Genomic DNA, 21,998 nt, shown 5'->3' with positions numbered 1-21,998 from the left:
CGGCACCGGGTGTTGGATTCGGACAAAAAACCGCCAAAACCCATGTGGCCGGCGGGGATTCCAGCCAAATGCGTATTGCGTGTGCATGGCCCTCGGGGGCAGAATAGGCGGCTGCAGGAGGGGGATGAATGAACTTTGCCATTGTCGAAGATAGCCGCAGCCAGGCGGAAGTGCTCAAGGCCTTGTTGAAAAGCGAGGGGTATCAGGTCGAGGTGTTTGCCGAAGGGCAGGCCCTGGTCGATGCCCTGGCGACGCATACCTTCGACTTTTTCGTCGTGGACTGGACCTTGCCGGACATTGGCGGGGATGAAGTCCTGAAGGCCATTCGCGCCCGTTGCGGCTGGGATGTCCCGGTCGTCTTCTGCACGGCCCGTACCGACGAAGAAGATGCGGCAGACATTCTGCGTCTCGGCGCCGACGACTACATTCCCAAGCCGATTCGCTACATGGAATTCATGGCGCGTATCCAGGCCATCCTGCGCCGCCGCAAGCCGGTTGCCCCGGCCCAGATTCGCGTTGGTGGCATCGAACTCGACCCGAGCGGTCGCCGCGTTACCCTGGCGGGCCAGGAAATTGACCTGACCCAGCGTGAATTCGACCTGGCGGTGGTCTTCCTGCAGAACGTCGGTCGCGTGCTCGGCCGCGATGAACTGTTGTCGACCGTCTGGGCCCGCGAGGCCGATGTCGATACGCGCACCGTCGATACCCACACCAGCCGCCTGCGCAAGAAGCTCGGTCTGGCCGGCGAAAGCGGACTGATGCTGACCTCTGTGTACGGTCAGGGCTACCGTCTGGATACGGTCAAGGCCTGAGCGTAGTGCGCCGGTTTCGGGTTATACTTTACAAAATTGCTCGGGTATTTCCGGGCGATGTGTTTCCCTTTCCGGAGTTGTCATGCCCTTCACTGAACAGGATATCAAGGCTGCCTTGTCGGCGGCGGTCGACCCCAATACAGGCAAGGATTTCGTCAGCGCCAAGGCGCTCAAGAACCTGAAGATCGACGGTGACGATGTCGCCTTCGACATCGAGCTGGGTTACCCGGCCAAGACCCAGATTGACCTCATCCGCAAGCAGGTGATCGCCGCCGTGCGCGCCGTGCCGGGTGTCGGCAACGTCTCGGCCAACGTCTATTGCAAGATCGTGGCCCACGCCGTGCAGATGGGCGTCAAGCTCCTGCCGGGCGTCAAGAACATCATCACCGTGGCCTCCGGCAAAGGCGGCGTCGGCAAATCCACCACCGCCGTGAACCTGGCCCTGGCCCTGGCCCAGGAAGGCGCCTCCGTCGGTCTGCTGGATGCCGACATCTACGGCCCGTCGCAGCCGCAAATGCTCGGCCTGGCCGGGCAGCAGCCGGAATCCAAGGACGGCCAGAGCATGGAGCCGCTGGAGGCCTATGGCGTCAAAGCCAACTCCATCGGCTTCATGGTCGATGTCGAAACCCCGATGGTCTGGCGCGGCCCAATGGTCGCCCAGGCGCTCGACCAGCTGATCGGGCAGACCAACTGGGGCGGCGTCGATTACCTGATCGTCGACATGCCGCCGGGTACCGGCGACGTGCAGCTTTCGATGGCGCAGAAGGTCCCCGTGACCGGTGCCGTGATCGTCACCACGCCGCAGGACATCGCCCTGATCGACGCCCGCAAGGGTCTCAAGATGTTCGAGAAGGTGAATATCCCCATCCTCGGCATCGTCGAAAACATGAGCATCCACATCTGCTCCAAGTGCGGCCACGAAGAACACATCTTCGGCCACGGCGGCGGCGAACAGATGTGCAAGGACTACAACGTCGAGTTCCTCGGCAGCCTGCCGCTCGAAATGAGCATCCGCCTGATGGCCGACGGCGGCAAACCCACCGTGGTCGGCGAGCCGGCATCCCGCACCGCCGAGATCTACCGCGCCATCGCCCGCCGCGTCGCGATCAAGATCGCCGAGAAGGCCAAGGACATGAGCTCGAAATTCCCGAACATCGTGGTGCAAAACACCTGATATTTGTCGACATTTTCAGGCACAAAGGCGGGTAAAATCCCGCCTTTGTTTTTTGTCGATCGCGAACGAGAAAATGGCCATCAAATCAGATAAGTGGATTCGCCGCATGGCGCAGGAACACGGCATGATCGAACCTTTTGCGCCGGATCTGGTGCGCGAGGTCAATGGCCAGAAGATCGTCTCCTACGGCACCTCCAGCTACGGCTACGATATCCGCTGCGCCCGCGAATTCAAGGTGTTCACCAACATCAATTCGACGGTGGTGGATCCGAAGAACTTCGATCCGAAGTCCTTCGTCGAGGTCGAGTCCGATGTCTGCATCATTCCGCCGAACTCCTTCGCGCTGGCCCGCACCATGGAGTACTTCCGCATTCCGCGTTCGGTGCTGACCGTCTGCCTCGGCAAATCGACCTATGCCCGCTGCGGCATCATCGTGAACGTGACCCCCTTCGAGCCGGAGTGGGAAGGCCATGTAACGCTGGAGTTCTCCAATACGACGCCGCTGCCGGCGAAGATTTATGCGGGCGAGGGCTGTGCCCAGGTCTTGTTCTTCGAGTCGGACGAGATCTGCGAAACCTCGTACAAGGATCGTGGCGGTAAGTATCAGGGTCAGGAAGGCGTGACCCTGCCCAAGATCTGACCTCAGGCTGTCACGAAAACGTCTTACTGTTCGACCCGCTGCGGCGGGTCGCCGCTTTTCAAGGATTCAACATGCGCTTCCACTTCCCCGTCATCATCATTGACGAAGACTTCCGTTCGGAAAACGCTTCCGGCCTTGGTATCCGTGCGCTGGCCGAAGCGCTGGAGAAGGAGGGCCTGGAGGTGCTGGGCGTGACCAGCTACGGCGACCTGACCTCGTTTGCCCAGCAGCAGAGCCGTGCGTCGGCCTTCATCCTCTCCATCGACGACGAGGAACTGGCGCTGGAGCCGGAGGAAACCCTGATGGAACTGCGCTCCTTCGTCGAAGAAATTCGCCACAAGAACGCTGAAATCCCGATCTTCCTGCACGGCGAAACGCGTACCAGCCGCCACATCCCGAACGACATCCTGCGCGAGCTGCATGGCTTCATCCACATGCATGAAGACACGCCGGAGTTCATCGCCCGCAACATCAAGCGCGAGGCCAATGCCTACCTCGACAGCCTGCCGCCGCCGTTCTTCCGCGCGCTGACGCATTACGCTGCCGACGGTTCCTACTCCTGGCACTGCCCGGGTCACTCCGGCGGTGTGGCCTTCCTGAAGAGCCCGGTCGGCCAGATGTTCCACCAGTTCTTCGGTGAAAACATGCTGCGCGCCGACGTGTGCAACGCGGTGGAAGAACTCGGTCAGCTGCTCGACCACACCGGTCCGGTGGCCGCTTCCGAGCGCAACGCCGCGCGCATCTTCAACGCGGATCACCTGTTCTTCGTGACCAACGGCACGTCGACCTCGAACAAGATCGTCTGGCACTCGACCGTGGCGCCGGGCGACATCGTGGTCGTCGACCGTAACTGCCACAAGTCCAACCTGCACGCGATCATCATGACCGGCGCGATCCCGGTCTTCCTGATGCCCAAGCGCAACAACTTCGGCATCATCGGTCCGATCCCGAAGAGCGAATTCGCCTGGGAAAATATCCAGAAGAAGATCGACGCCAACCCCTTCATCACCGACAAGACCGCCAAGCCGCGCGTCCTCACGATCACGCAGTCCACCTACGATGGCGTGCTCTACAACGTCGAGGACATCAAGGAGATGCTGGACGGCAAGATCGACACCCTGCATTTCGATGAAGCCTGGCTGCCGCACGCCGCCTTCCACGACTTCTACGGCGATTACCATGCGATCGGTGCCGACCGCCCGCGCTGCAAGGAGTCGATGATTTTCTCGACGCAATCGACGCACAAGCTGCTCGCCGGCCTTTCGCAGGCTTCGCAGATTCTGGTGCAGGATTGCGAAGCGCGTCAGCTTGACCGCGACGCCTTCAACGAAGCCTACCTGATGCACACCTCGACCTCGCCGCAGTACTCGATCATCGCGTCCTGCGACGTCGCGGCGGCGATGATGGAAGAGCCGGGCGGTACCGCGCTGGTTGAAGAATCGATTGCCGAAGCCCTCGATTTCCGTCGTGCCATGCGCAAGGTCGACGAGGAGTGGGGCGCCGATTGGTGGTTCAAGGTCTGGGGCCCGGACGACCTGTCCGAAGAAGGCATCGAAGAGCGCGAAGCCTGGATGCTCAACCCGGGTGACCGCTGGCACGGCTTTGGCCAGTTGGCCGATGGTTTCAACATGCTCGACCCGATCAAGGCGACCATCGTCACCCCGGGCCTCGACGTCGATGGCGACTTTGCCGATGAATTCGGCATCCCGGCGGCGATCGTCACCAAGTACCTCGCCGAGCACGGCGTGATCGTCGAGAAGTGCGGCCTGTACAGCTTCTTCATCATGTTCACCATCGGCATCACCAAGGGCCGCTGGAACTCGCTGGTCACCGCACTGCAGCAGTTCAAGGACGACTACGACAAGAACCAGCCGCTGTGGAAGGTGCTGCCGGAGTTCGTGCAGAAGCATCCGCGCTACGAGCGTGTCGGCCTGCGCGAGTTGTGCACCCAGATTCACAAGGTGTACAAGGAAAACGACATCGCCCGCCTGACCACCGAGATGTACCTCTCGGACATGGTGCCGGCCATGCGCCCGTCGGATGCTTTCGCCAAGATGGCGCACCGCGAGATCGAGCGCGTGCGTCTGGACGATCTCGAAGGGCGTATCACCTCGGTGCTGCTGACCCCGTACCCGCCGGGCATCCCGCTGTTGATCCCGGGCGAGCGCTTCAATGCCACCATCGTCCGCTACCTGAAGTTCGCGCGTGACTTCAACGCCCGTTTTCCGGGCTTCGAGACCGACATCCACGGCCTCGTGAAGCGCGAGGACGGCGAGTACTACGTGGATTGCGTGCGCTGAGACGAACGCGCTGCCGCTGACAAGCGGCTCAACAAAAAGCCCGCGATGATGCGGGCTTTTTTTTGCTACCGCCGTGGCGTTAACCGGCGGTCATCGGCGGACGCGAGCGGTAGAACGGATTTCGGCCCTGTCCGACGGTCGACCGTCGGACAGAGGCCAAAACCAGCTTACTGGCCGACGGACTGCAGTTCCTTCCACTCACCGCCTTCAACGCGGTAGATGGTGATGCCGCCATCCTTCAGGTCGCCCTTCTCGTCGTATTCGAGATTGGCGGTGGTGACGCCGGCGAGCTTGGTCTTGGCCAGCTCCGGCAAGTACTTGGCCGGATCGGCGCTGTCGGCACGACGCATGGCGCCGGTCAGGCTCTTCGCGGCGTCGTAGGAATACGGCGAATAGACTTCCACCTCCATGTTGAAGCGGGCCTTGTACTTCGTGGCATAGGCGGCCCCGCCCGGCATCTTGGCGAGCGGCAGACCGGCCAGCGAGGCGATGGCGCCCTCGGCGGCAGCGCCCGCCAGCTTCAGGAAGTTGGGCGACTTGATCATTTCGCCGCCGGCGAAGGTGGCATCCAGGCCGAGTTCCTTCATCTGCTTCATCATCGGGCCGCCCTGGGCATCGGCGCCGCCGAAATAGACGAGGTCCGGCTTGGCCGACTTGATGCTGGTCAGGATGGCCTTGAAGTCGACGGCCTTGTCGTTGGTGAATTCGCGTTTGACGATCTCGCCACCGGCCGCCTTGGCGGCCTTCTCGAACTCATCGGCCAGGCCCTGGCCGTAGGCGGAGCGGTCATCGACAATGGCGATGCGCTTGAGCTTCAGGGTCTCGACCATGAAGCGGCCGGCCACGGCGCCTTGCTGGGTGTCCGAGGTCATGGCGCGGAAGGTGGTCTTGAAGCCCTGCGTGGTATAGGCCGGCGAGGTCGCCATGGCGATCTGCGGAATGCCGGCTTCCATGTAGATGCGGGAGGCCGGGATCGAGGTGCCGGAATTGAAGTGGCCGAGCATGCCCTGAATCTTGGCATCGACCAGCTTCTGGGCGACGGCGGCGCCCTGCTTGGGATCGGCCTGGTCGTCCTCTGAAATCAGTTCAAAGCGGACTGGCTGGCCGGCCAGCTTGGGCTGCTCGGCATTTACTTCTTCCAGCGCGAGGACGATGCCGTTCTGCATTTCCTTGCCGTAGTGGGCCTGCGCGCCGGTGAGCGGGGCGGCGAAACCGATCTTGACGACCTGGGCCGGTGCTGCAGCCGGTGCGGCGGCTTGTTTCGGGGCTTCCTGCTGGCCGCAGGCAGCGAGCAGGGCGCTGGCCACGGCGGCCGCGGTGAGTTTCAGGGTAAGGCGACGATCCACAAAGACCTCCTGATGGCAGGGCTGTCGGTTAAGGGAAAAACGGGCAGTCTAGCGGGCGGGGTGGCCCTGCGAAAGCAGGGTTGTCCCGCACTCAGCGACGCCGATAGGTCACGAATGCGCAGGCCGGGCGGGCCTCGGTGGCGGGCAGGTCATCGCGCTGCGTCACCTCCCAGTCGCTGGCCGGGATCTCCGGGAACCAGGCGTCGGCCTCGGGCTGCAGGGCGACCTCGGTGATTTCCAGGCGCTGTGCCAGCGGCAGGGCCTGGCGGTAGATCTGCTCACCGCCGATGATGAAAGCGGTCCCGGCGGTCGACGCCAGGGCAAGGGCGTTTTCCAGCGAATCGGCCAGTTCTGCGCCGGGGGCGGCGTAATCGGCCTGGCGGCTGATCACGATATTGCGCCGTCCGGGTAGCGGGCGAAAACGCGGCGGCAGCGACTCCCAGGTCTTGCGGCCCATGATCACGGTTTGTCCGGCGGTGAGGGTGCGGAAATGCGCCATGTCTTCCGGAATGTGCCAGAGCAGCTGATTGTCGCGGCCGATGGCGCGGTTTTCGGCAACGGCGGCGATGAGGACGAGTTCGGTCATCTCAGGACATCCGGAATTGGCGCAGGTGAGTGATCAGGCCGGCCGTCGAGCTGTCCAGCGTGTGATCGTCGGCTTCGCCCCGGACGACCGGGGTCAGGCGGCTGGCCAGGACCTTGCCCAGCTCGACGCCCCACTGATCGAAGGCATTCAGGCCCCAGAGCACGCTCAGGCAGAACACCTTGTGTTCGTAGAGGGCGATCAGCTGGCCCAGCGTGTAGGGCGTCAGTTCGCCGAGGACCAGCGTGGTCGAGGGCTGGTTGCCGGGGAAGGTGCGGTAGGGCAGCAGGTGCTCGGGAATGCCGCTGGCGCTCGCCTCTTCCGCGGTCTGCCCAAAGGCGAGCGCGGCCGATTGGGCGAGGCAGTTGGCGAGCAGGGCCGTGTGATGGCCGTGCAGCGGGTAGTCGGATTTGCCGAGGGCGATGAAGTCGCTCGGGATCGGCTGCCCGCCCTGATGCAGAAGCTGGAAGAAGGAGTGCTGACCGTTGGTGCCGGCCTCTCCCCAGATGATCGGGCAAGTCGGCACATCGACCGGGTCGCCGGCGCGGTCGTACAGCTTGCCGTTGCTTTCCATTTCCAGTTGCTGCAGGTAACGCGGGAACAGCGAGAGCGACTGGCTGTAGGGAAAGATGCCGTGGCTGGCGGCGTTGAGGAAGTCGGTATTCCACAAACTGAGCAGGGCCAGGGTCAGCGGCAGGTTGGCTTCGGCCGGGGCTTCGAGGAAGTGGCGGTCGAGGTTGTGGGCGCCGGCCAGCAGTTCGGTGAAATTGCGGTAACCGACCGCCAGCGCAATCGGCAGGCCGATGGCGGACCAGAGCGAAAAGCGACCGCCGACCCAGTCCCAGAATTCGAAGACGTTTTCGTCGGCGATGCCAAACTCGCGGGTGGCCTTGAGGTTGGTCGAGGCGGCGACGAAATGCTTGGCCACGGCCTCCGCCGTCTGCCCGGCGGCGGCGAGCAGCCAGTCGCGGGCGGTGCGCGCGTTGGTCAGGGTTTCCAGGGTCGAGAAGGTCTTGCTGGCAACAATGAACAGCGTCGTGCGCGGGTTCAGGTGGGCCAGCGTGCTGGCCAGGTCGGCACCATCCAGGTTGGAGACGAAGTGGACCTTGATGTCGAGCTGGTGCTGGGCCGAGAGGGCCTGCACCACCATGCGCGGGCCGAGGTCGGAGCCGCCGATGCCGAGATTGACGACGTCGGTAATGCAGTCGCCGGAATAACCGCGCCAGGTACCGCTGTGAATGGCATCGCAGAAGGCCGCCATGCGGGAGAGCACGGCTTTGACTTCGGGCGGGGCGCTGTCGCCGGCGCGCAGGTCCATGTGACGGACAGCGCGGCCTTCGGTGTGGTTGATCGCCTCGCCGGCGCGCAGGCGAGCGGTCCAGGCGTCGAGCCTGAGCTCCTGGGCGAGCTGGCGCAGCCGGGCCAGCGTCTCTTCGGTGACGCGCTGCTTCGAGAAATCGAGCAGCAGTTTGCCGTGGCGCAGGCTGAAGTGATCGAAGCGGGCGGGGTTGCCGGCAAACAGCTCGCGCAGATGCGTCGGGCGCAGGCTTTGGGCGTGTTCAGCGAGGGCTTGCCAGGCGGGCAGGGTACGCAACATGAGGTGTCCTCAGACGGCAACTGGGGCCGCGATGTGCGGATGCGGGTCGTAGCTTTCGAGGCGGAAGTCCTCGAATTTGAAGGCGAAAATGTCGTTGACCGCCGGATTGATCCACATCGTGGGCAGCGGACGCGGCGTACGCGTCAGTTGCAGACGGGCCTGCTCGACATGGTTCGAGTACAGGTGGGCGTCACCCAGGGTGTGCACGAACTCGCCCGGCTGGTAGCCGCATACCTGCGCCAGCATCAGGGTCAGCAGCGCGTAGCTGGCGATGTTGAACGGCACGCCGAGGAAGATGTCGGCGCTGCGTTGATAGAGCTGGCAGGACAGCTTGCCGTCGGCAACATAGAACTGGAAGAGGCAGTGGCAAGGCGGCAGGGCCATGTTGTCCACATCGCCGGGGTTCCAGGCCGAGACGATGTGGCGGCGGGAATCCGGATTGTGCTTGAGGCTATGCACCAGTTGGCTGATCTGGTCGACCAGGCGGCCATCCGGGGTTTCCCAACGGCGCCATTGCTTGCCATAGACCGGCCCGAGGTCGCCTTGCGCATCGGCCCATTCGTCCCAGATGCGGACGCCGTTGTCCTGCAGGTATTTGATGTTCGTGTCGCCCTGAAGGAACCAGAGCAGTTCGTGAATGATGGACTTCAGATGCAGCTTCTTGGTGGTCAGGACAGGGAAACCTTCGCTCAGGTCGAAACGCATCTGCCAGCCGAACACCGAGCGGGTGCCGGTACCGGTGCGGTCTGACTTATCGTGCCCTTTGTCGAGAACGTGGCGCATCAGGTCAAGGTATTGCTGCATGGTCGGCAAGTCCGGAACAAAACCGCCATTTTAGCGCGACCTGATGGCAATCACATGGAGTTAATGTATGACTTATGAATTTGTAATGATGTGTGAAGAAAATCGATAATCCGGTCCGTTTCTGGGTAGACTATTCGCTTGCGCCCACTGTATGACAGAGGAAAGGATGATCAAGGGTTTCAAAAAACTGAAGGCCGTATTTGGCGGGCATTCAGATCACCCGCTGGCCGATGCAGAGGGCCTGCGCCAGGCGCTGGCAGATTTGCCGCTGAGCGCGCCGCTGAAAACCCTGCAGGAAGTGATCGTCTGGCTCGAGTCGCTGGCCGCTACGGAAGATGTGCCGGTTGATCGGCGTTTCGATATCGTCCGCCAGTTCGAGGCGGTGATGCAGCCCTTGTGGCGCCACCTGTTGGCCTTGTATTTCCAGAATCTGAGCTTGCACCGTGCCGAGGTGGAAACCTTGTGGACGAGCGCCCATCGTTTCTGGAGCCTGGCCGCGGACGCTTACGAGTTGTGCGGGCAGCAGCTCGCCCGGCAGACTGACCGGGAGATGCAGGCCGGTGTGGCCACCCATGCGCTGGGCGCGCTGCGCATGCAGTTCAAATGGCGTTGTTTCTGTTATGGCCCGATCCCGGGTGATACCTGGTCCCGCATGGGGCGGATTTTGCTGGCGGCTGAATCGCTTGGGCTGGATGTCCTGCAGGTTGATCAGACCACAGCTCGGGACAAGCGCTCCGTGCGTGCCGAATACGTCATGGCCGTGGCCTCTCAGGTGGCTGCCATGGACTGTCTCCATCCGGTCGAGATGGAGATCGCCGAGCGTTTGATCACCTATTGCCAGCCTGCTTTCGTCTTCGGCCCGGATGCCGAGCGGGAGAGTGTGTATTGGGTCGATCCGGCGACCGACTTGCCCCCGCAGCGTCTGGCGCGCTTGCCGGCCACCTTGTGCGAAACGCAGCGCTTTTTCCGTCCGGCGGGCGCCAGCGAAATGTTGCTGACGCTGACCCAGCAGCTGGGGCAGGGGGTTCTCCCGGATGGCTTGAATTTGGGCGGGGAATACGCGCCCCGTGTGCTGCAGGGCGTGATCCGTCATCTGATGGGACATCTGGCGGCGGTGCCGCCGCAGCGGCGCCATATACGCCATGCGGTGGCCAATCAGATGAATGTACGCCTGGGCCTGGGGCCGGTTTCCGCCATTTTTTCGAGTGCAGGCCTCTCGCCTGCGCCGGCTGAGCGCTGGCTGGTCGAGAACGTCAGTCAGGGCGGATTTGGCGCCCGCCTGCAGCGTGTCGATGGCAACACCATCAGCGTGGGCACCTTGCTGGCTGTTCAGCCTGAAGGCGGGGCAAACTGGCTGGTGGGCGTGGTCCGACGCTGTCAGCGCCGGCCGAATGGCGAAGTCGATGTCGGGATCGAGACGCTGGCCCGGCGCGCCGAAACCATGCATTTCGTGCCGATGGCGCGGGCCGCCGGGCGCAATATGGGGATGGTGCAAGGCCTGGTCTTGCGCGAGGGGGGGGATCCCGCCGAGTGGCGGGTGGTCTTGCCCCACGCCACGTATGACCCGCGCGATGCGCTGGCCTATGTCGATGCAGACGGTCGCCTGCAGCGTCTGGCGCCGGTTGGCCTGATCGGGCGCGGCAGCGATTACGAACTGGCTGCCTATCGCCCGCAGGGCCTTTGATTACTTCGGGCGTTGTGCCGATTTCGGGCGGAATGCCCGAATGACCGATTCGTTGGTTTCGGCATACGGCCCGCCGATCAGATCGATGCAGTAGGGCACGGCGGCAAAAATGCCGGCATGGACCACATTGCCTTCAGCGTTACGCACCCCTTCCAGGGTTTCCTGGATGGATTTGGGCTGGCCCGGCAGGTTGATGATCAGGCATTGTTTGCGGATCACGGCCACCTGACGCGACAAAATCGCCGTCGGCACGAAGTTCAGGCTGATGCGGCGCATCTCTTCGCCAAAACCCGGCATTTCCTTGTCCGCCACCGCGAGCGTGGCTTCGGGCGTGACATCGCGCAGGGCCGGGCCGGTGCCGCCAGTGGTCAGCACCAGGTGGCAGCCTTCCTGGTCCGTCAGTTCGATCAGGGTGCGTTCAATGGTCGGCTGGTCATCGGCGATCAGGCGGGTGATGGCCGTCCAGGGGCTGGTCAGCGCAGTGCCCAGCCAAGCCTGCAGGGCGGGCAGGCCCTTGTCTTCATAGACGCCGGTCGAGGCCCGGTCGCTGATCGAGACCAGGCCGATGCGCAGGACTTCACTCATCGTCGAATTCATCCATGGCATCGTCGTCGGCCACCGACACCTTGCCTTCTTCGAGGTCGCGCAGGACCTGGAAGAGGGCGCGGAAATTCTTGGGCGGTTTGTTCTGCTCTTTTTCCTTCAGCGCATTGCGGCGTAATTGACGCAGATGCTGCAGGTCGACCGCCGGCCAGGTGCTGGCGATTTCGCTCAAGACCTGTTCATCTTCCAGCAGGCGGGTGCGCAGGCGCTCCAGGCGGTGGAAGCGGGCATTCTCGGCGGCAGATTCGCCGCGCAGCATGGCCAGGCCGGCGCGGATCGGGGCGTCGTCCTCGTTGCGCAGCAGTTTGCCGAGGTACTGGATCTGGCGGCGGCGGGCACCGTGCGCCGTGATGCGCTGGCAGTCACGGACGGCGCTCAGGATGTGCTCCGGCAGATTGATGCGCTTGAGCTGGCCGACGGACAACTCAACCAGTTCGGCGCCCAGGTCGCGCAACTCGTGCATGGCCTCCTTCTGCTTGGTTTTGGAGGGGCGGCCGGTATGTTCGGTGAAATCTTCTTCTTGCATGGTGCGCGAACGGGGGAAGCAATAGTGGGCTGCTATGATAGCGACTTTCCCGTTTTGACGCCTTTCCCATGTCCGATACTGCTACGTTTTCCTATTCCCATGCCGACCTGCAGCAACTGGCCGAGGATGTGCTCCGCCATGCTCAGGTCAAGGGCGCGTCGGCCTGCGAGGTCGATGTGTCGGAAGGCTTCGGGCAGTCCGTCACGGTGCGCTGCGATGAGGTCGAGACCATCGAGTTCAACCGCGACAAGGGCGTGGGCATCACGGTCTACGCCGGTCAGCGCAAAGGCTATGCGAGCACCTCCGATTTCTCGCCGCAGGCCTTGCGGGATACCGTCGAGGCGGCGCTGAACATCGCGCGCTTTACCGCAGAAGATTCCTGCGCCGGTCTGGCCGACGCGGCCTTGTTGGCCAAAACGGTGCCGGAACTGGATTTGTACCATCCCTGGGCGTTGACCGTCGAAGAGGCGATCGAGCGGGCGCGTGCCTGCGAGCAAGCTGCTTTCGATGCCGATCCGCAGATTTCCAATTCCGAGGGGGCGTCGATTTCGACGCAGCAGGCGCATTTCATTTCGGCGAACAGCCTCGGCTTCATGGGGGGCTATCCGACCTCGCGTCACTATATTTCCTGTTCGGTCATCGCCGGCGAGCAGGATGCAATGCAGCGCGATGACTGGTACACCACGCACCGCGATGCCCGTCGTCTGGATGCGCCGGGCGAAGTGGGGCAGCGCGCAGCCCAGCGTGCCGTGGCGCGTCTGGGTGGGCGTAAGGTCAAGACCGGCGAGTATCCGGTGATTTTCGAGGCCCCCATCGCGGCCGGTCTGCTCGGCAGCCTGGTGCACGCGGCCAGCGGCGGTGCCCTGTATCGCAAATCCTCCTTCCTGCTGGATCAGCTGGGACAGCGTATTTTTCCGGAATTTGTGCAGATTTCCGAGCAGCCGCATGTGCGCTGCGGTTTGGGCAGTGCCGCCTTCGACAATGATGGCGTGGCCACCCAGGCAAGGGATGTGGTGAAGGATGGTGTCCTGGCGGGCTATTTCCTGTCGGTCTACACCGCACGCAAACTCGGCATGCAGACGACCGCCAATGCCGGCGGTAGTCACAACCTGATCCTCGAGCCGGGCGAGCTCGATCTGGCCGGGCTGATGCAGCGCATGGGGCGCGGCCTGCTGGTCACCGAACTGCTGGGGCACGGCATCAACTATGTGACGGGCGATTACTCGCGCGGTGCAGCGGGCTACTGGATCGAGAATGGCCAGATCGCTTATCCGGTGGAGGAAATCACCATCGCGGGCAACTTGCGCACGATGTTTGCCGGGGTGCAGGCGGTCGGTCGCGATGTGCTGATTCGCGGCAGCAAGCAAACAGGTTCCATCCTGCTCGACAAGATGACCGTGGCCGGTGAGTGATAAGGGTTTTCCGCATATTCCGGGAACACTGACTTTCGTTAGAATGTCCTAGCGATAGATCCACCCCAACCCAAAATACTGGAGGAGACACCATGCAACGTCGCGATTTTCTGAAGAAGGCTTCCCTCGGTGCCGCTGCCGGCGCAGCCGCTACCGTCGCCGCACCGGCCATTGCGGCTGAACTGCCGACCATCAAGTGGCGCCTGACGTCCAGCTTCCCGAAGAGCCTGGACACCATCTACGGTGGCGCTGAAGTGCTGGCCAACCGTCTGCGCGCCATGACCGGTGGCAAGTTCGACATCCGCGTCTTCCCGGGCGGTGAAATCGTCCCGGGTCTGCAGGCGCTGGATGCCGTGCAGCAAGGCACCGTCGAGTGCTGCCACACCTGCTCCTACTACTACGTCGGCAAGGACAAGACCTTCGGTTTCGGTACCGCCGTGCCGTTCGGCATGAACGCCCGCCAGATGAATGCCTGGATCTACTACGGTGGCGGTCAGAAGCTGCTGGACGAGTTCTACGGTAACTACAACGTCGTCTCCTTCGCGGGCGGCAACACCGGCACCCAGATGGGCGGCTGGTGGCGCAAGGAAGTGAAGACCCTGGCTGACCTCAAGGGCGTGAAGATGCGTATCGCCGGCCTGGGCGGCACGGTCTTCTCCGAACTGGGCGTGGTGCCGCAGCAGATCGCTGGTGGCGACATCTACCCGGCGCTGGAAAAGGGCACCATCGATGCGGCCGAGTGGGTTGGTCCGTACGATGACGAGAAGCTGGGCTTCTTCAAGGTTGCCAAGAACTACTACTACCCGGGTTTCTGGGAATCCGGCCCGACCATCCACTTCTTCGTGAACAAGAAGGAATGGGACAAGCTGCCGAAGGAGTACCAGGAAGCCTTCCAGGCAGCTGCGTACGAATCCAACGTCACGATGATGGCCGAGTACGATCACAAGAACCCGATCGCCCTCTCCAAGCTGTTGCAGAATGGCGTCAAGCTGCAGTCCTTCTCCGACGAAATCCTGAACGCCGCCTACAAGGCCGCGCAGCAGGTGTACAGCGATGAAGCCGCCAAGAACCCGGCCTTCAAGAAGATTTACACCGAGTGGGAAAAGTACCGCAAACAGCAGAATGCCTGGTTCAGCGTCGCCGAAATGCGCATGGACCGCTTCCTGCAGTCCCGCAAGTAATCCCGGCGGTCGACAACAAAAAACCCGCGAATTTCGGTTCGCGGGTTTTTTTACGCCTGATGTTTTAGGGCGAGCACCGTGGGCGGTGTTGTCAAACGTGGTCTTGGCTCAGTTTTCAAGCAGGCTGCGCAGCATCCAGGCATTCTTCTCGTGGATCTGCATGCGCTGGGTCAGCAGGTCGGCCGTCGGCTCGTCGCCGGCCTTATCAACCAGCGGGAACAGGCTGCGTGCCGTCTTGGTGACGGCTTCCTGCCCGGCAACCAGTTGCTTGATCATCTCTTCGGCGCTGACCTTGCCTTCGCTTTCCTTGATCACGGTGAGCTTGGCAAATTCGCGATAGGTGCCCGGCGCCTGAACGCCCAGGGCGCGAATCCGCTCGGCAATCAGGTCGAGGGCGTTCCACAGTTCCGTGTATTGGTCCATGAACATCACGTGCAGGGTATTAAACATGGGACCCGTGACGTTCCAGTGGAAGTTATGGGTTTTGAGGTAGAGCGTGAAGGAGTCCGCCAGGAGGTGGGAGAGGCCTTCTGCAATCTTTTCGCGGTCTTTCTTGCTGATGCCGATGTCCATGATGGTCCTTTCTTCAGGTTGAAATCATCTTGACGTCATTGTGCGACGATGGGTTCCCGCTTGCCAATGAGTTCTCGTGATGCCCTTGATTGGCTGGGCCTATGGCAGGCATAAAAAAAGCGGAGGGAAAGCCCTCCGCTTTTTGGGGTGTTGGCGCCTTGCGCTTACTTGCCTTCGTTCTGCTGTTGCAGATTCTTCAGCAGGTCGGCAGCGCTGTCGTCGGACTTCTCGCCGCTGTCCTCGTCGCCTTGCATCAGCGTATTGAGTTCAACGGTGCCTTGCGCATCGATGGCGGCCTTGGCGGCCGGGTCACCGTAGCTGACCAGGTTCGGGAAGATGATGATCAGGGCCACCATGATGATCTGGATGCAGACGAACGGGACAGCACCCCAGTAGATATCGGTGGTCTTGATCGACGGCGGCGCGACCGAACGCAGGTAGAACAGCGCGAAGCCGAACGGCGGGTGCATGAACGAGGTCTGCATGTTGACCGCAAGCAGCACGCCGAACCAGATCAGGTCGATGCCCAGCTTGTCGGCCACCGGTGCCAGCAGCGGCACGATGATGAAGGACAGTTCGAAGAAGTCCAGGAAGAAGGCCAGGACGAAAACGAGGATGTTCACCACGATCAGGAAGCCGAGTTCGCCGCCCGGCAGGGAGAGCAGCAGGTGTTCCACCCACAGGTCGCCGTTGACCGCACGGAAGACGAGGCCGAAGACCGTCGAGCCAACCAGGATGAAGACGACGAAGGAGGACAGCTTGCCGGTCGTCGCCATGGCTTGCTTCAGGAGCTTCCAGTCCAGACGCTTGCGGAGCAGGGCCATGATCAGCGCGCCGGCCGCGCCCATTGCGCCGCCTTCGGTCGGCGTGGCGATGCCGAGGAAGATGGTGCCGAGAACCAGGAAGATCAGGGCGAGCGGCGGCACCATGGTGGTGATGACGCGCAGCAGCAGCTGGGCCCCGCGCAGGGTGCGGGCTTCCGGCGGAAGGGCGGGGGCGGCGGCAGGCTTGAAAATGGTCAGCAGAGCGACGTAACCGACGTACAGCCCGGTCAGTACGAGACCCGGCACCATCGCGCCTTCGTACATGTCACCGACGGAGCGACCCAGTTGGTCGGCCATGATGATGAGCACGAGCGAGGGCGGGATGATCTGAGCCAGCGTGCCGGAAGCGGCAATCACGCCCGAAGCCAGGCGCTTGTCGTAACCGTAGCGCAGCATGATGGGCAGCGAGATCAGGCCCATCGAGATCACCGAGGCGGCCACCACGCCGGTCGTGGCAGCGAGCAGGGCGCCGACGAAGATCACGGCGTAGGCCAGGCCGCCACGCATCGGGCCAAAGAGCTGGCCGATGGTGTCGAGCAGGTCTTCCGCCATGCCCGAGCGCTCAAGAATCAGCCCCATGAAGGTGAAGAACGGGATGGCCAGCAGGGTGTCGTTGGCCATGATCCCGAAGATGCGTTCAGGCAATGCTTGGAACAGCGCGGGCTGCAGCAGGCCCAGTTCGATCCCGAGCAGGCCGAAGACGATGCCGTTGGCGGCCAGGGCAAAGGCCACCGGGTAGCCGAACAGCAGGAAAAGTACCAGGGCGCCGAACATCAGGGGCGCCATGTTGGCGATGATCCACTCCATTATTTTGCCTCCTGTGCTTTGGCGGCAGCGATGGCGGCGGCCAGTTCTTCTTCTGCCGACGGTGCGCTGTCCTTGGCGTTCGGGTCGCTGATCAGCCCTTGCAGGTAAGCGAAGCGCTTGATCAGTTCGGAAATCCCTTGCAGGGCGAGCAGCGTGAAGCCGATCGGCAGCAGGATCTTGACCGGCCAGCGAATCAGGCCGCCGGCATTGGCCGACATTTCGCCGATATGGAAGGATTCATAGACGATCGGGATGGAGAGCCAGAGGACGAGGATCACCATCGGCAACAGGAAGAAAATGGTGCCGATGATGTCAATGACCGCCAGGCCGCGTGGGCCGAAGCGGCTGGAAAGCACGTCGATGCGGACGTGTTCGTTTTTCTGCAATGCATACGGCGAGCAGAGCAGGAAGACGGCAGCAAACAGATACCACTGGATTTCCAGCAGACCGTTGGAGCTGTAGTCAAAGATGAATCGAACAACGGCGTTTCCTGCACTGACAATCGTCATCAGCAGGATGAGCCAGAACGCGCCTTTGCCGACACGTTCGATGAGCGTGTCGATCAGTTGCGAGAGCTTCAGTAGAAGGGACACTTAAAATCCTCCTCGGTTGGTAAAATTCCCGGCTTCTAGATATGGCCGGGATAAGTGCTTGAACACGGTCAGAAATTTACTCTGAAGGAAGCAGGCTGCGACATGGTGGAAATCCCTACAAATACGGCAACGCATCTCTGTCTCGTCCGGCATGGCGAAACGGAGTGGAACGCGGCGCGGCGGATTCAGGGCCAGATCGACATCGGCTTGAACGAGGTCGGCTGCCAACAGGCGCGGGCGGCGGGAGTTTGGTTGAAAGGGGCTGGCATTGTCGCCCTTTACAGTAGTGATCTCAAGCGTGCCTGGACGACTGCGGAGGCAATTGGCAAGGCGCTGGGCTTGTCGCCGGTGGCGGTGCCGGCCATGCGTGAGCGCCGTTACGGGGTGTTCGAAGGGCTGACCTACGACGAGGCGCGGGCGCGTTATCCGGATGGCTACGCGGCCTTTGAAGGGCGCAATGCCGCGTATGCGTTTGAAACGGGCGAGAGCCTGGCGGAGATGTTTGAGCGTGTGACCACGGCGCTCAAAGCCATTGCGGCGGCGCATCCGGGCGGCAAGGTGGTGGTCGTCCTGCATGGCGGCGTGCTGGATGTGATCAACCGTTTCGTGCGCGGCAGTTCGCTCGAGGCGCCGCGCGATTTCCTGATTCCGAATGCCGGGATCAACTGGATCTCGACGGTCGACGGTGTCTGGCAGCTTGAATCCTGGGCGCAGACAGACCATCTGGCGCCGGGTGCGCTGGATGAACTTCCTTCGTGATAAAATCTTCCCCCTTTTCTTCAATGGCTTGAGGCATCTCCCCATGTTTTCCGCGAAAGACACCCTGGCAACCGTTGATTCCGAACTCTGGCAGGCCATCACGGCCGAGAACCAGCGTCAGGAACATCACATCGAACTGATCGCGTCTGAAAACTACGTCAGCAACGCTGTCATGGAAGCCCAAGGCTCCCAGCTGACCAACAAGTACGCCGAAGGTTATCCCGGCAAGCGCTACTACGGCGGTTGCGAGCACGTCGACGTCGTCGAGCAGATCGCCATCGATCGCCTCAAGTCCCTGTTTGGCGCGGATGCCGCCAACGTGCAGCCGAACTCCGGCTCCCAGGCCAACCAGGCCGTCCTGATGGCCTTTGCCAAGCCGGGCGACACGATCATGGGCATGAGCCTGGCTGAAGGCGGCCACCTGACCCACGGCATGCCGCTGAATATGTCCGGCAAGTGGTTCAATGTCGTCTCCTACGGTCTCAATGAGCAGGAAGAGATCGACTACGACAAGATGGAAGCCCTGGCCCGCGAGCACAAGCCGAAGATCATCGTGGCCGGTGCCTCTGCGTACGCCCTGCGCATCGACTTCGAGCGCTTCGCCAAGATCGCCAAGGAAGTCGGCGCCATTTTCTGGGTCGACATGGCGCACTACGCCGGCCTGATCGCCGCCGGTTACTACCCGAACCCGGTGCCGCACGCCGACGTCGTCACCTCGACCACCCACAAGACCCTGCGTGGTCCGCGCGGTGGTGTGATCCTGATGAAGGCCGAGCACGAAAAGGCCATCAACTCCGCCATCTTCCCGGGGCTGCAAGGCGGTCCGCTGATGCACGTCATCGCCGCCAAGGCCGTGGCCTTCAAGGAAGCGGCTTCCCCGGCCTTCAAGGCTTATCAGGAACAGGTCATCAACAACGCCCGCGTGATGTCCCGCGTGCTGGCTGACCGTGGTCTGCGCATCGTTTCCGGCCGTACCGAAAGCCACGTTTTCCTGATCGACCTGCGCGCCAAGAACATCACCGGCAAGGATGCCGAGGCTGCTCTGGGTCGTGCACACATCACGGTCAACAAGAACGGTATCCCGAACGACCCGCAGAAGCCGTTCGTCACTTCCGGTATCCGCATCGGTTCCCCGGCCATGACCAGCCGCGGTTTCACCGAGATCGAAGCCGAAGAAATCGCTCACCTGATCGCCGACGTGCTGGATGCGCCGAACGATGAGGCCGTGGCGGCCACCGTGCGCGACAAGGTCGCCGCACTGTGCAAGCGTTTCCCGGTCTACGGGGCCTAAGTCGCCGTGAAGTGCCCTTTCTGCGGCCACGACGAGACTGCCGTTGTCGACACGCGCTTGTCGGACGAAGGCGATATCGTGCGTCGCCGCAGGAAGTGCAACGTGTGCGACAAACGCTTTACGACCTACGAGCGGGCGGAAATCCGCCTGCCGCAGGTGGTCAAGAAGAACGGCTCGCGGACCGAGTTTTCCCGCGATAAATTGCGCGCCAGTCTCGATCTGGCCTTGCGCAAGCGACCGGTTTCCACTGAACTGGTGGATGCAGCCGTCGCTGAAATTGAAGAAAAGCTGCTCACTGCCGGTGAGCGCGAAGTGACCTCGCAGCAGGTCGGCGAACTGGTCATGCGCGAGTTGAAGAAACTCGACAAAGTGGCCTATATCCGCTTCGCCTCCGTGTATCGGAATTTCGAAGACGTGGATGCCTTTTCCAAGGCGATCCGCGAAGTCTCGCCCGCTTCTCCACGCAAAAAATGAGTTTTTCCGCCGTCGATCACGGCATGATGGCGCGCGCCCTCCAGTTGGCGGAGCGGGCGCTATGGACCACCTCGCCCAACCCCCGGGTGGGTTGTGTGCTGGTGCGCGATGGCGAGATTGTCGGTGAAGGCTGGCATGTGCGCGCCGGTGAGCCGCATGCCGAAGTACATGCATTGCGTGCTGCCGGTGAACGGACACGCGGTGCGACGGCTTATGTGACGCTGGAGCCCTGCAGCCATTACGGCCGCACGCCGCCCTGTGCGGAAGGCTTGATCGCCGCGGGCGTCTCCCGTGTGGTGGCCGCCATGGAAGATCCCAATCCGCTGGTGGCGGGGCGGGGCCTGGCCATGCTGCGTGCTGCGGGCATCGACACGGCCTGTGGTCTGTTGGCGGAGGCGGCGCAAGAACTGAACATCGGGTTTGTCTCGCGCATGACGCGGGGCCGGCCCTGGGTGCGCCTGAAAACGGCGGCCAGCCTGGATGGCAAGACCGCGCTCAATAACGGCGTCAGTCAGTGGATCACCGGCCCGGATGCACGCCGCGACGGCCATCGCTGGCGGGCCCGTGCCTGTGCCATCCTGACCGGCATCGGCACCGTGCGTGACGATGATCCGAGGTTGGATGTGCGCGAGGTGGAAACAACGCGCCAGCCCTTGCGGGTGATCGTTGATAGTCGCCTGGAAACGCCGCCGACTGCCCGGATTTTGCAGGGCGGCCCGGTCTTGCTGGCGGCGGCGGTCGACGATGCAGAACGGGCCAATTTGCTCAAGGCGGCCGGGGCAGAAATCCTGCTTTTGCCGAATGCCGCAGGCAAGGTTGAACTGCCGGCATTGCTGAACGCCCTGGCGGCGCGGGGGATCAACGAAGTGCACGTCGAGGCGGGCTGGAAACTGAACGGCTCGCTGCTGCGCGAAGGGCTGGTCGACGAACTCCTGCTCTACATGGCGCCGTGCCTGATCGGCCACCATGCGGCCGGTTTGTTCAACCTGCCCGAGCTCAGCGATCTGGCCGGCAAGCGCCCGCTCTCCCTCCGCGATGTCCGGCAGGTGGGGGGCGATATCCGGATTCTGGCCCGTCTGGCCTGAGCCACGCCCGGCATTTTAGGCCTGCAGGCCGCGTTGACCGTCGGATTGGCCTGTTCGGAGTGCGCGTGAGCAGACGATCGTGCGATTACTGCGAATCCAGGCTGCAGGCCATCCCGGCGGTTTCGCTGGTTGTTTCCTGCCAGTCGCGTGCGCGTACCTCGCTCGTTTCGCCACACACAGCGCAGGCCGGATCCCGCTGAAACTTGATGTTGCGCCAGGTCATGCTCAAGGCGTCGAGCAGGAGCAGACGGCCATTCAGCGTTTCGCCAATGCCGGCCGCCAGCTTCAGGGCTTCGGCGGCTTGCATGCTGCCGATGATGCCGGTCAGCGGTGCAAAGACGCCCATGACCGCGCAGCGGACCTCCTCGACATCTTCGCCTTCCGGGAACAGGCAGTGGTAGCACGGGGCGGTGTCATGGCGCAGGTCATAGACGCTGATCTGCCCGTCGAAGCGGATGGCGGCACCGGAGACCAGGGGTTTGCGGTGGTGTACGCAGGCCCGGTTGATGGCGTGGCGGGTCGCAAAATTGTCCGTGCAGTCGAGCACGAGATCGGCCGTGCCGACCAGATCGACCAGCGCTTGTCCGCTGAGGCGGGTGGTCAGCGGCACGATCTCGATATCGGGATTGATCGCCTGCAGGGCGGCCTGGCCGGAGAGAGCCTTGGGCTGATCGACCCGGGCCTGGGTGTGCATGATCTGGCGCTGCAGGTTGGTGAAGTCCACCGTGTCGTCATCGACCAGCGTAATGCGTCCGATGCCGGCCGAAGCCAGGTAGAGGGCGGCGGGTGAGCCCAGCCCGCCGGCGCCGATGATCAGCGCATGGCTGTTGAGGATGTGCTGCTGGCCTTCGACGCCCAGGGCGTCGAGCAGGATGTGGCGGCTGTAACGGAGAAGTTGCTGATCGTTCATCGGGCTTGGGCCGGTTTGGG

At 62.7% G+C, this 21,998-nt stretch carries 21 protein-coding genes; 11 read left to right on the top strand and 10 right to left on the bottom strand.

Features of this window, described 5'->3' with window-relative positions:
- Positions 1–128: 128 nt before the first annotated feature.
- The 4 genes from AACO21_RS06990 (at position 129) to AACO21_RS06975 (ending at position 4,926) form a co-directional block, all read left to right on the top strand.
- Complete coding sequence (locus tag AACO21_RS06990) at positions 129–812, top strand: response regulator transcription factor (protein ID WP_346191784.1); 684 nt, start codon at positions 129–131, stop codon at positions 810–812.
- Positions 813–894: 82 nt separating this feature from the next.
- On the top strand, positions 895–1,986 hold the full coding sequence (gene apbC / locus AACO21_RS06985) for an iron-sulfur cluster carrier protein ApbC (RefSeq protein WP_346191783.1): 1,092 nt from the start codon (positions 895–897) through the stop codon (positions 1,984–1,986).
- Between the two features lie 73 nt (positions 1,987–2,059).
- Positions 2,060–2,626: a dCTP deaminase gene (gene dcd / locus AACO21_RS06980; protein WP_346191782.1), complete on the top strand. Its 567-nt coding sequence runs from the start codon at positions 2,060–2,062 to the stop codon at positions 2,624–2,626.
- A 71-nt stretch (positions 2,627–2,697) separates the two neighbouring features.
- The gene (locus tag AACO21_RS06975) at positions 2,698–4,926 is read left to right on the top strand and encodes an arginine/lysine/ornithine decarboxylase (protein WP_346191781.1); all 2,229 of its coding nucleotides are present in this window, start codon (positions 2,698–2,700) and stop codon (positions 4,924–4,926) included.
- 167 nt (positions 4,927–5,093) lie between these two features.
- Here the strand turns inward: AACO21_RS06975 and AACO21_RS06970 are convergent, their stop codons facing one another.
- From AACO21_RS06970 to AACO21_RS06955, 4 genes are all read right to left on the bottom strand, one after another.
- The gene (locus tag AACO21_RS06970) at positions 5,094–6,272 is read right to left on the bottom strand and encodes a branched-chain amino acid ABC transporter substrate-binding protein (RefSeq protein WP_346191780.1); all 1,179 of its coding nucleotides are present in this window, start codon (positions 6,270–6,272) and stop codon (positions 5,094–5,096) included.
- Positions 6,273–6,363: 91 nt separating this feature from the next.
- Positions 6,364–6,858 (bottom strand): dihydrofolate reductase, encoded by a 495-nt coding sequence (locus AACO21_RS06965; protein ID WP_346191779.1) that lies wholly within the window; start codon positions 6,856–6,858, stop codon positions 6,364–6,366.
- Position 6,859: 1 nt separating this feature from the next.
- On the bottom strand, positions 6,860–8,452 hold the full coding sequence (gene pgi, locus AACO21_RS06960; RefSeq protein ID WP_346191778.1) for a glucose-6-phosphate isomerase: 1,593 nt from the start codon (positions 8,450–8,452) through the stop codon (positions 6,860–6,862).
- Positions 8,453–8,461: 9 nt separating this feature from the next.
- A complete protein-coding gene (locus tag AACO21_RS06955; protein WP_346191777.1) occupies positions 8,462–9,256 on the bottom strand; it encodes a thymidylate synthase in 795 nt (264 codons plus the stop codon).
- A 166-nt stretch (positions 9,257–9,422) separates the two neighbouring features.
- Between AACO21_RS06955 and AACO21_RS06950 the strand changes: the two genes are divergently transcribed.
- Positions 9,423–10,940 carry a hypothetical protein gene (locus AACO21_RS06950; protein ID WP_346191776.1) on the top strand — a complete coding sequence of 506 codons (1,518 nt, stop codon included), beginning with the start codon at positions 9,423–9,425 and terminating at the stop codon, positions 10,938–10,940.
- Here the strand turns inward: AACO21_RS06950 and mog are convergent, their stop codons facing one another.
- Together mog and yjgA are read right to left on the bottom strand one after the other, a co-directional pair.
- Positions 10,941–11,525 (bottom strand): molybdopterin adenylyltransferase, encoded by a 585-nt coding sequence (gene mog / locus AACO21_RS06945; RefSeq protein ID WP_346191775.1) that lies wholly within the window; start codon positions 11,523–11,525, stop codon positions 10,941–10,943.
- Positions 11,518–12,069, bottom strand: a complete 552-nt coding sequence (gene yjgA / locus AACO21_RS06940; protein WP_346191774.1) for a ribosome biogenesis factor YjgA — start codon at positions 12,067–12,069, stop codon at positions 11,518–11,520. The genes mog and yjgA overlap by 8 nt, the downstream gene beginning before the upstream one ends.
- Before the next feature lie 68 nt (positions 12,070–12,137).
- On the opposite strand from yjgA, the gene pmbA reads away from it, so the two are divergent.
- Together pmbA and AACO21_RS06930 are read left to right on the top strand one after the other, a co-directional pair.
- Positions 12,138–13,481 (top strand): metalloprotease PmbA, encoded by a 1,344-nt coding sequence (gene pmbA / locus AACO21_RS06935; protein ID WP_346191773.1) that lies wholly within the window; start codon positions 12,138–12,140, stop codon positions 13,479–13,481.
- Between the two features lie 92 nt (positions 13,482–13,573).
- Positions 13,574–14,662, top strand: a complete 1,089-nt coding sequence (locus AACO21_RS06930; protein ID WP_346191772.1) for a TRAP transporter substrate-binding protein — start codon at positions 13,574–13,576, stop codon at positions 14,660–14,662.
- Positions 14,663–14,770: 108 nt separating this feature from the next.
- Here AACO21_RS06930 and AACO21_RS06925 read toward each other — a convergent pair whose 3' ends face one another.
- The 3 genes from AACO21_RS06925 to AACO21_RS06915 form a co-directional block, all read right to left on the bottom strand.
- Positions 14,771–15,235, bottom strand: a complete 465-nt coding sequence (locus AACO21_RS06925; protein ID WP_346191771.1) for a Dps family protein — start codon at positions 15,233–15,235, stop codon at positions 14,771–14,773.
- Between the two features lie 164 nt (positions 15,236–15,399).
- Positions 15,400–16,869, bottom strand: coding sequence for a TRAP transporter large permease subunit (locus AACO21_RS06920; RefSeq protein WP_346191867.1), 1,470 nt, complete (start codon positions 16,867–16,869; stop codon positions 15,400–15,402).
- Positions 16,866–17,459 (bottom strand): TRAP transporter small permease subunit, encoded by a 594-nt coding sequence (locus tag AACO21_RS06915; RefSeq protein WP_346191770.1) that lies wholly within the window; start codon positions 17,457–17,459, stop codon positions 16,866–16,868. Before AACO21_RS06915 ends, AACO21_RS06920 begins: the two co-directional genes overlap by 4 nt.
- 54 nt (positions 17,460–17,513) lie before the next feature.
- On the opposite strand from AACO21_RS06915, the gene AACO21_RS06910 reads away from it, so the two are divergent.
- From AACO21_RS06910 to ribD, 4 genes are read left to right on the top strand one after another with little or no spacing between them, the layout of a single operon-like run.
- The gene (locus AACO21_RS06910) at positions 17,514–18,218 is read left to right on the top strand and encodes a histidine phosphatase family protein (protein WP_346191769.1); all 705 of its coding nucleotides are present in this window, start codon (positions 17,514–17,516) and stop codon (positions 18,216–18,218) included.
- 43 nt (positions 18,219–18,261) lie between these two features.
- Positions 18,262–19,509 carry a serine hydroxymethyltransferase gene (gene glyA, locus AACO21_RS06905; protein ID WP_346191768.1) on the top strand — a complete coding sequence of 416 codons (1,248 nt, stop codon included), beginning with the start codon at positions 18,262–18,264 and terminating at the stop codon, positions 19,507–19,509.
- Between the two features lie 6 nt (positions 19,510–19,515).
- On the top strand, positions 19,516–19,983 hold the full coding sequence (gene nrdR, locus AACO21_RS06900; RefSeq protein ID WP_346191767.1) for a transcriptional regulator NrdR: 468 nt from the start codon (positions 19,516–19,518) through the stop codon (positions 19,981–19,983).
- On the top strand, positions 19,980–21,068 hold the full coding sequence (gene ribD, locus AACO21_RS06895; RefSeq protein ID WP_346191766.1) for a bifunctional diaminohydroxyphosphoribosylaminopyrimidine deaminase/5-amino-6-(5-phosphoribosylamino)uracil reductase RibD: 1,089 nt from the start codon (positions 19,980–19,982) through the stop codon (positions 21,066–21,068). Before nrdR ends, ribD begins: the two co-directional genes overlap by 4 nt.
- Positions 21,069–21,153: 85 nt before the next feature.
- Here ribD and AACO21_RS06890 read toward each other — a convergent pair whose 3' ends face one another.
- Positions 21,154–21,978, bottom strand: coding sequence for a HesA/MoeB/ThiF family protein (locus AACO21_RS06890; RefSeq protein ID WP_346191765.1), 825 nt, complete (start codon positions 21,976–21,978; stop codon positions 21,154–21,156).
- Between the last annotated feature and the right edge of the window lie 20 nt (positions 21,979–21,998).

The sequence above is a fragment of the Dechloromonas sp. ZS-1 genome (assembly GCF_039649255.1).
Classification (GTDB): domain Bacteria; phylum Pseudomonadota; class Gammaproteobacteria; order Burkholderiales; family Rhodocyclaceae; genus Azonexus.
The sequence above is the reverse complement of the archived record's forward strand: the minus strand, read 5'-3'. Positions and strand labels throughout refer to the sequence as shown.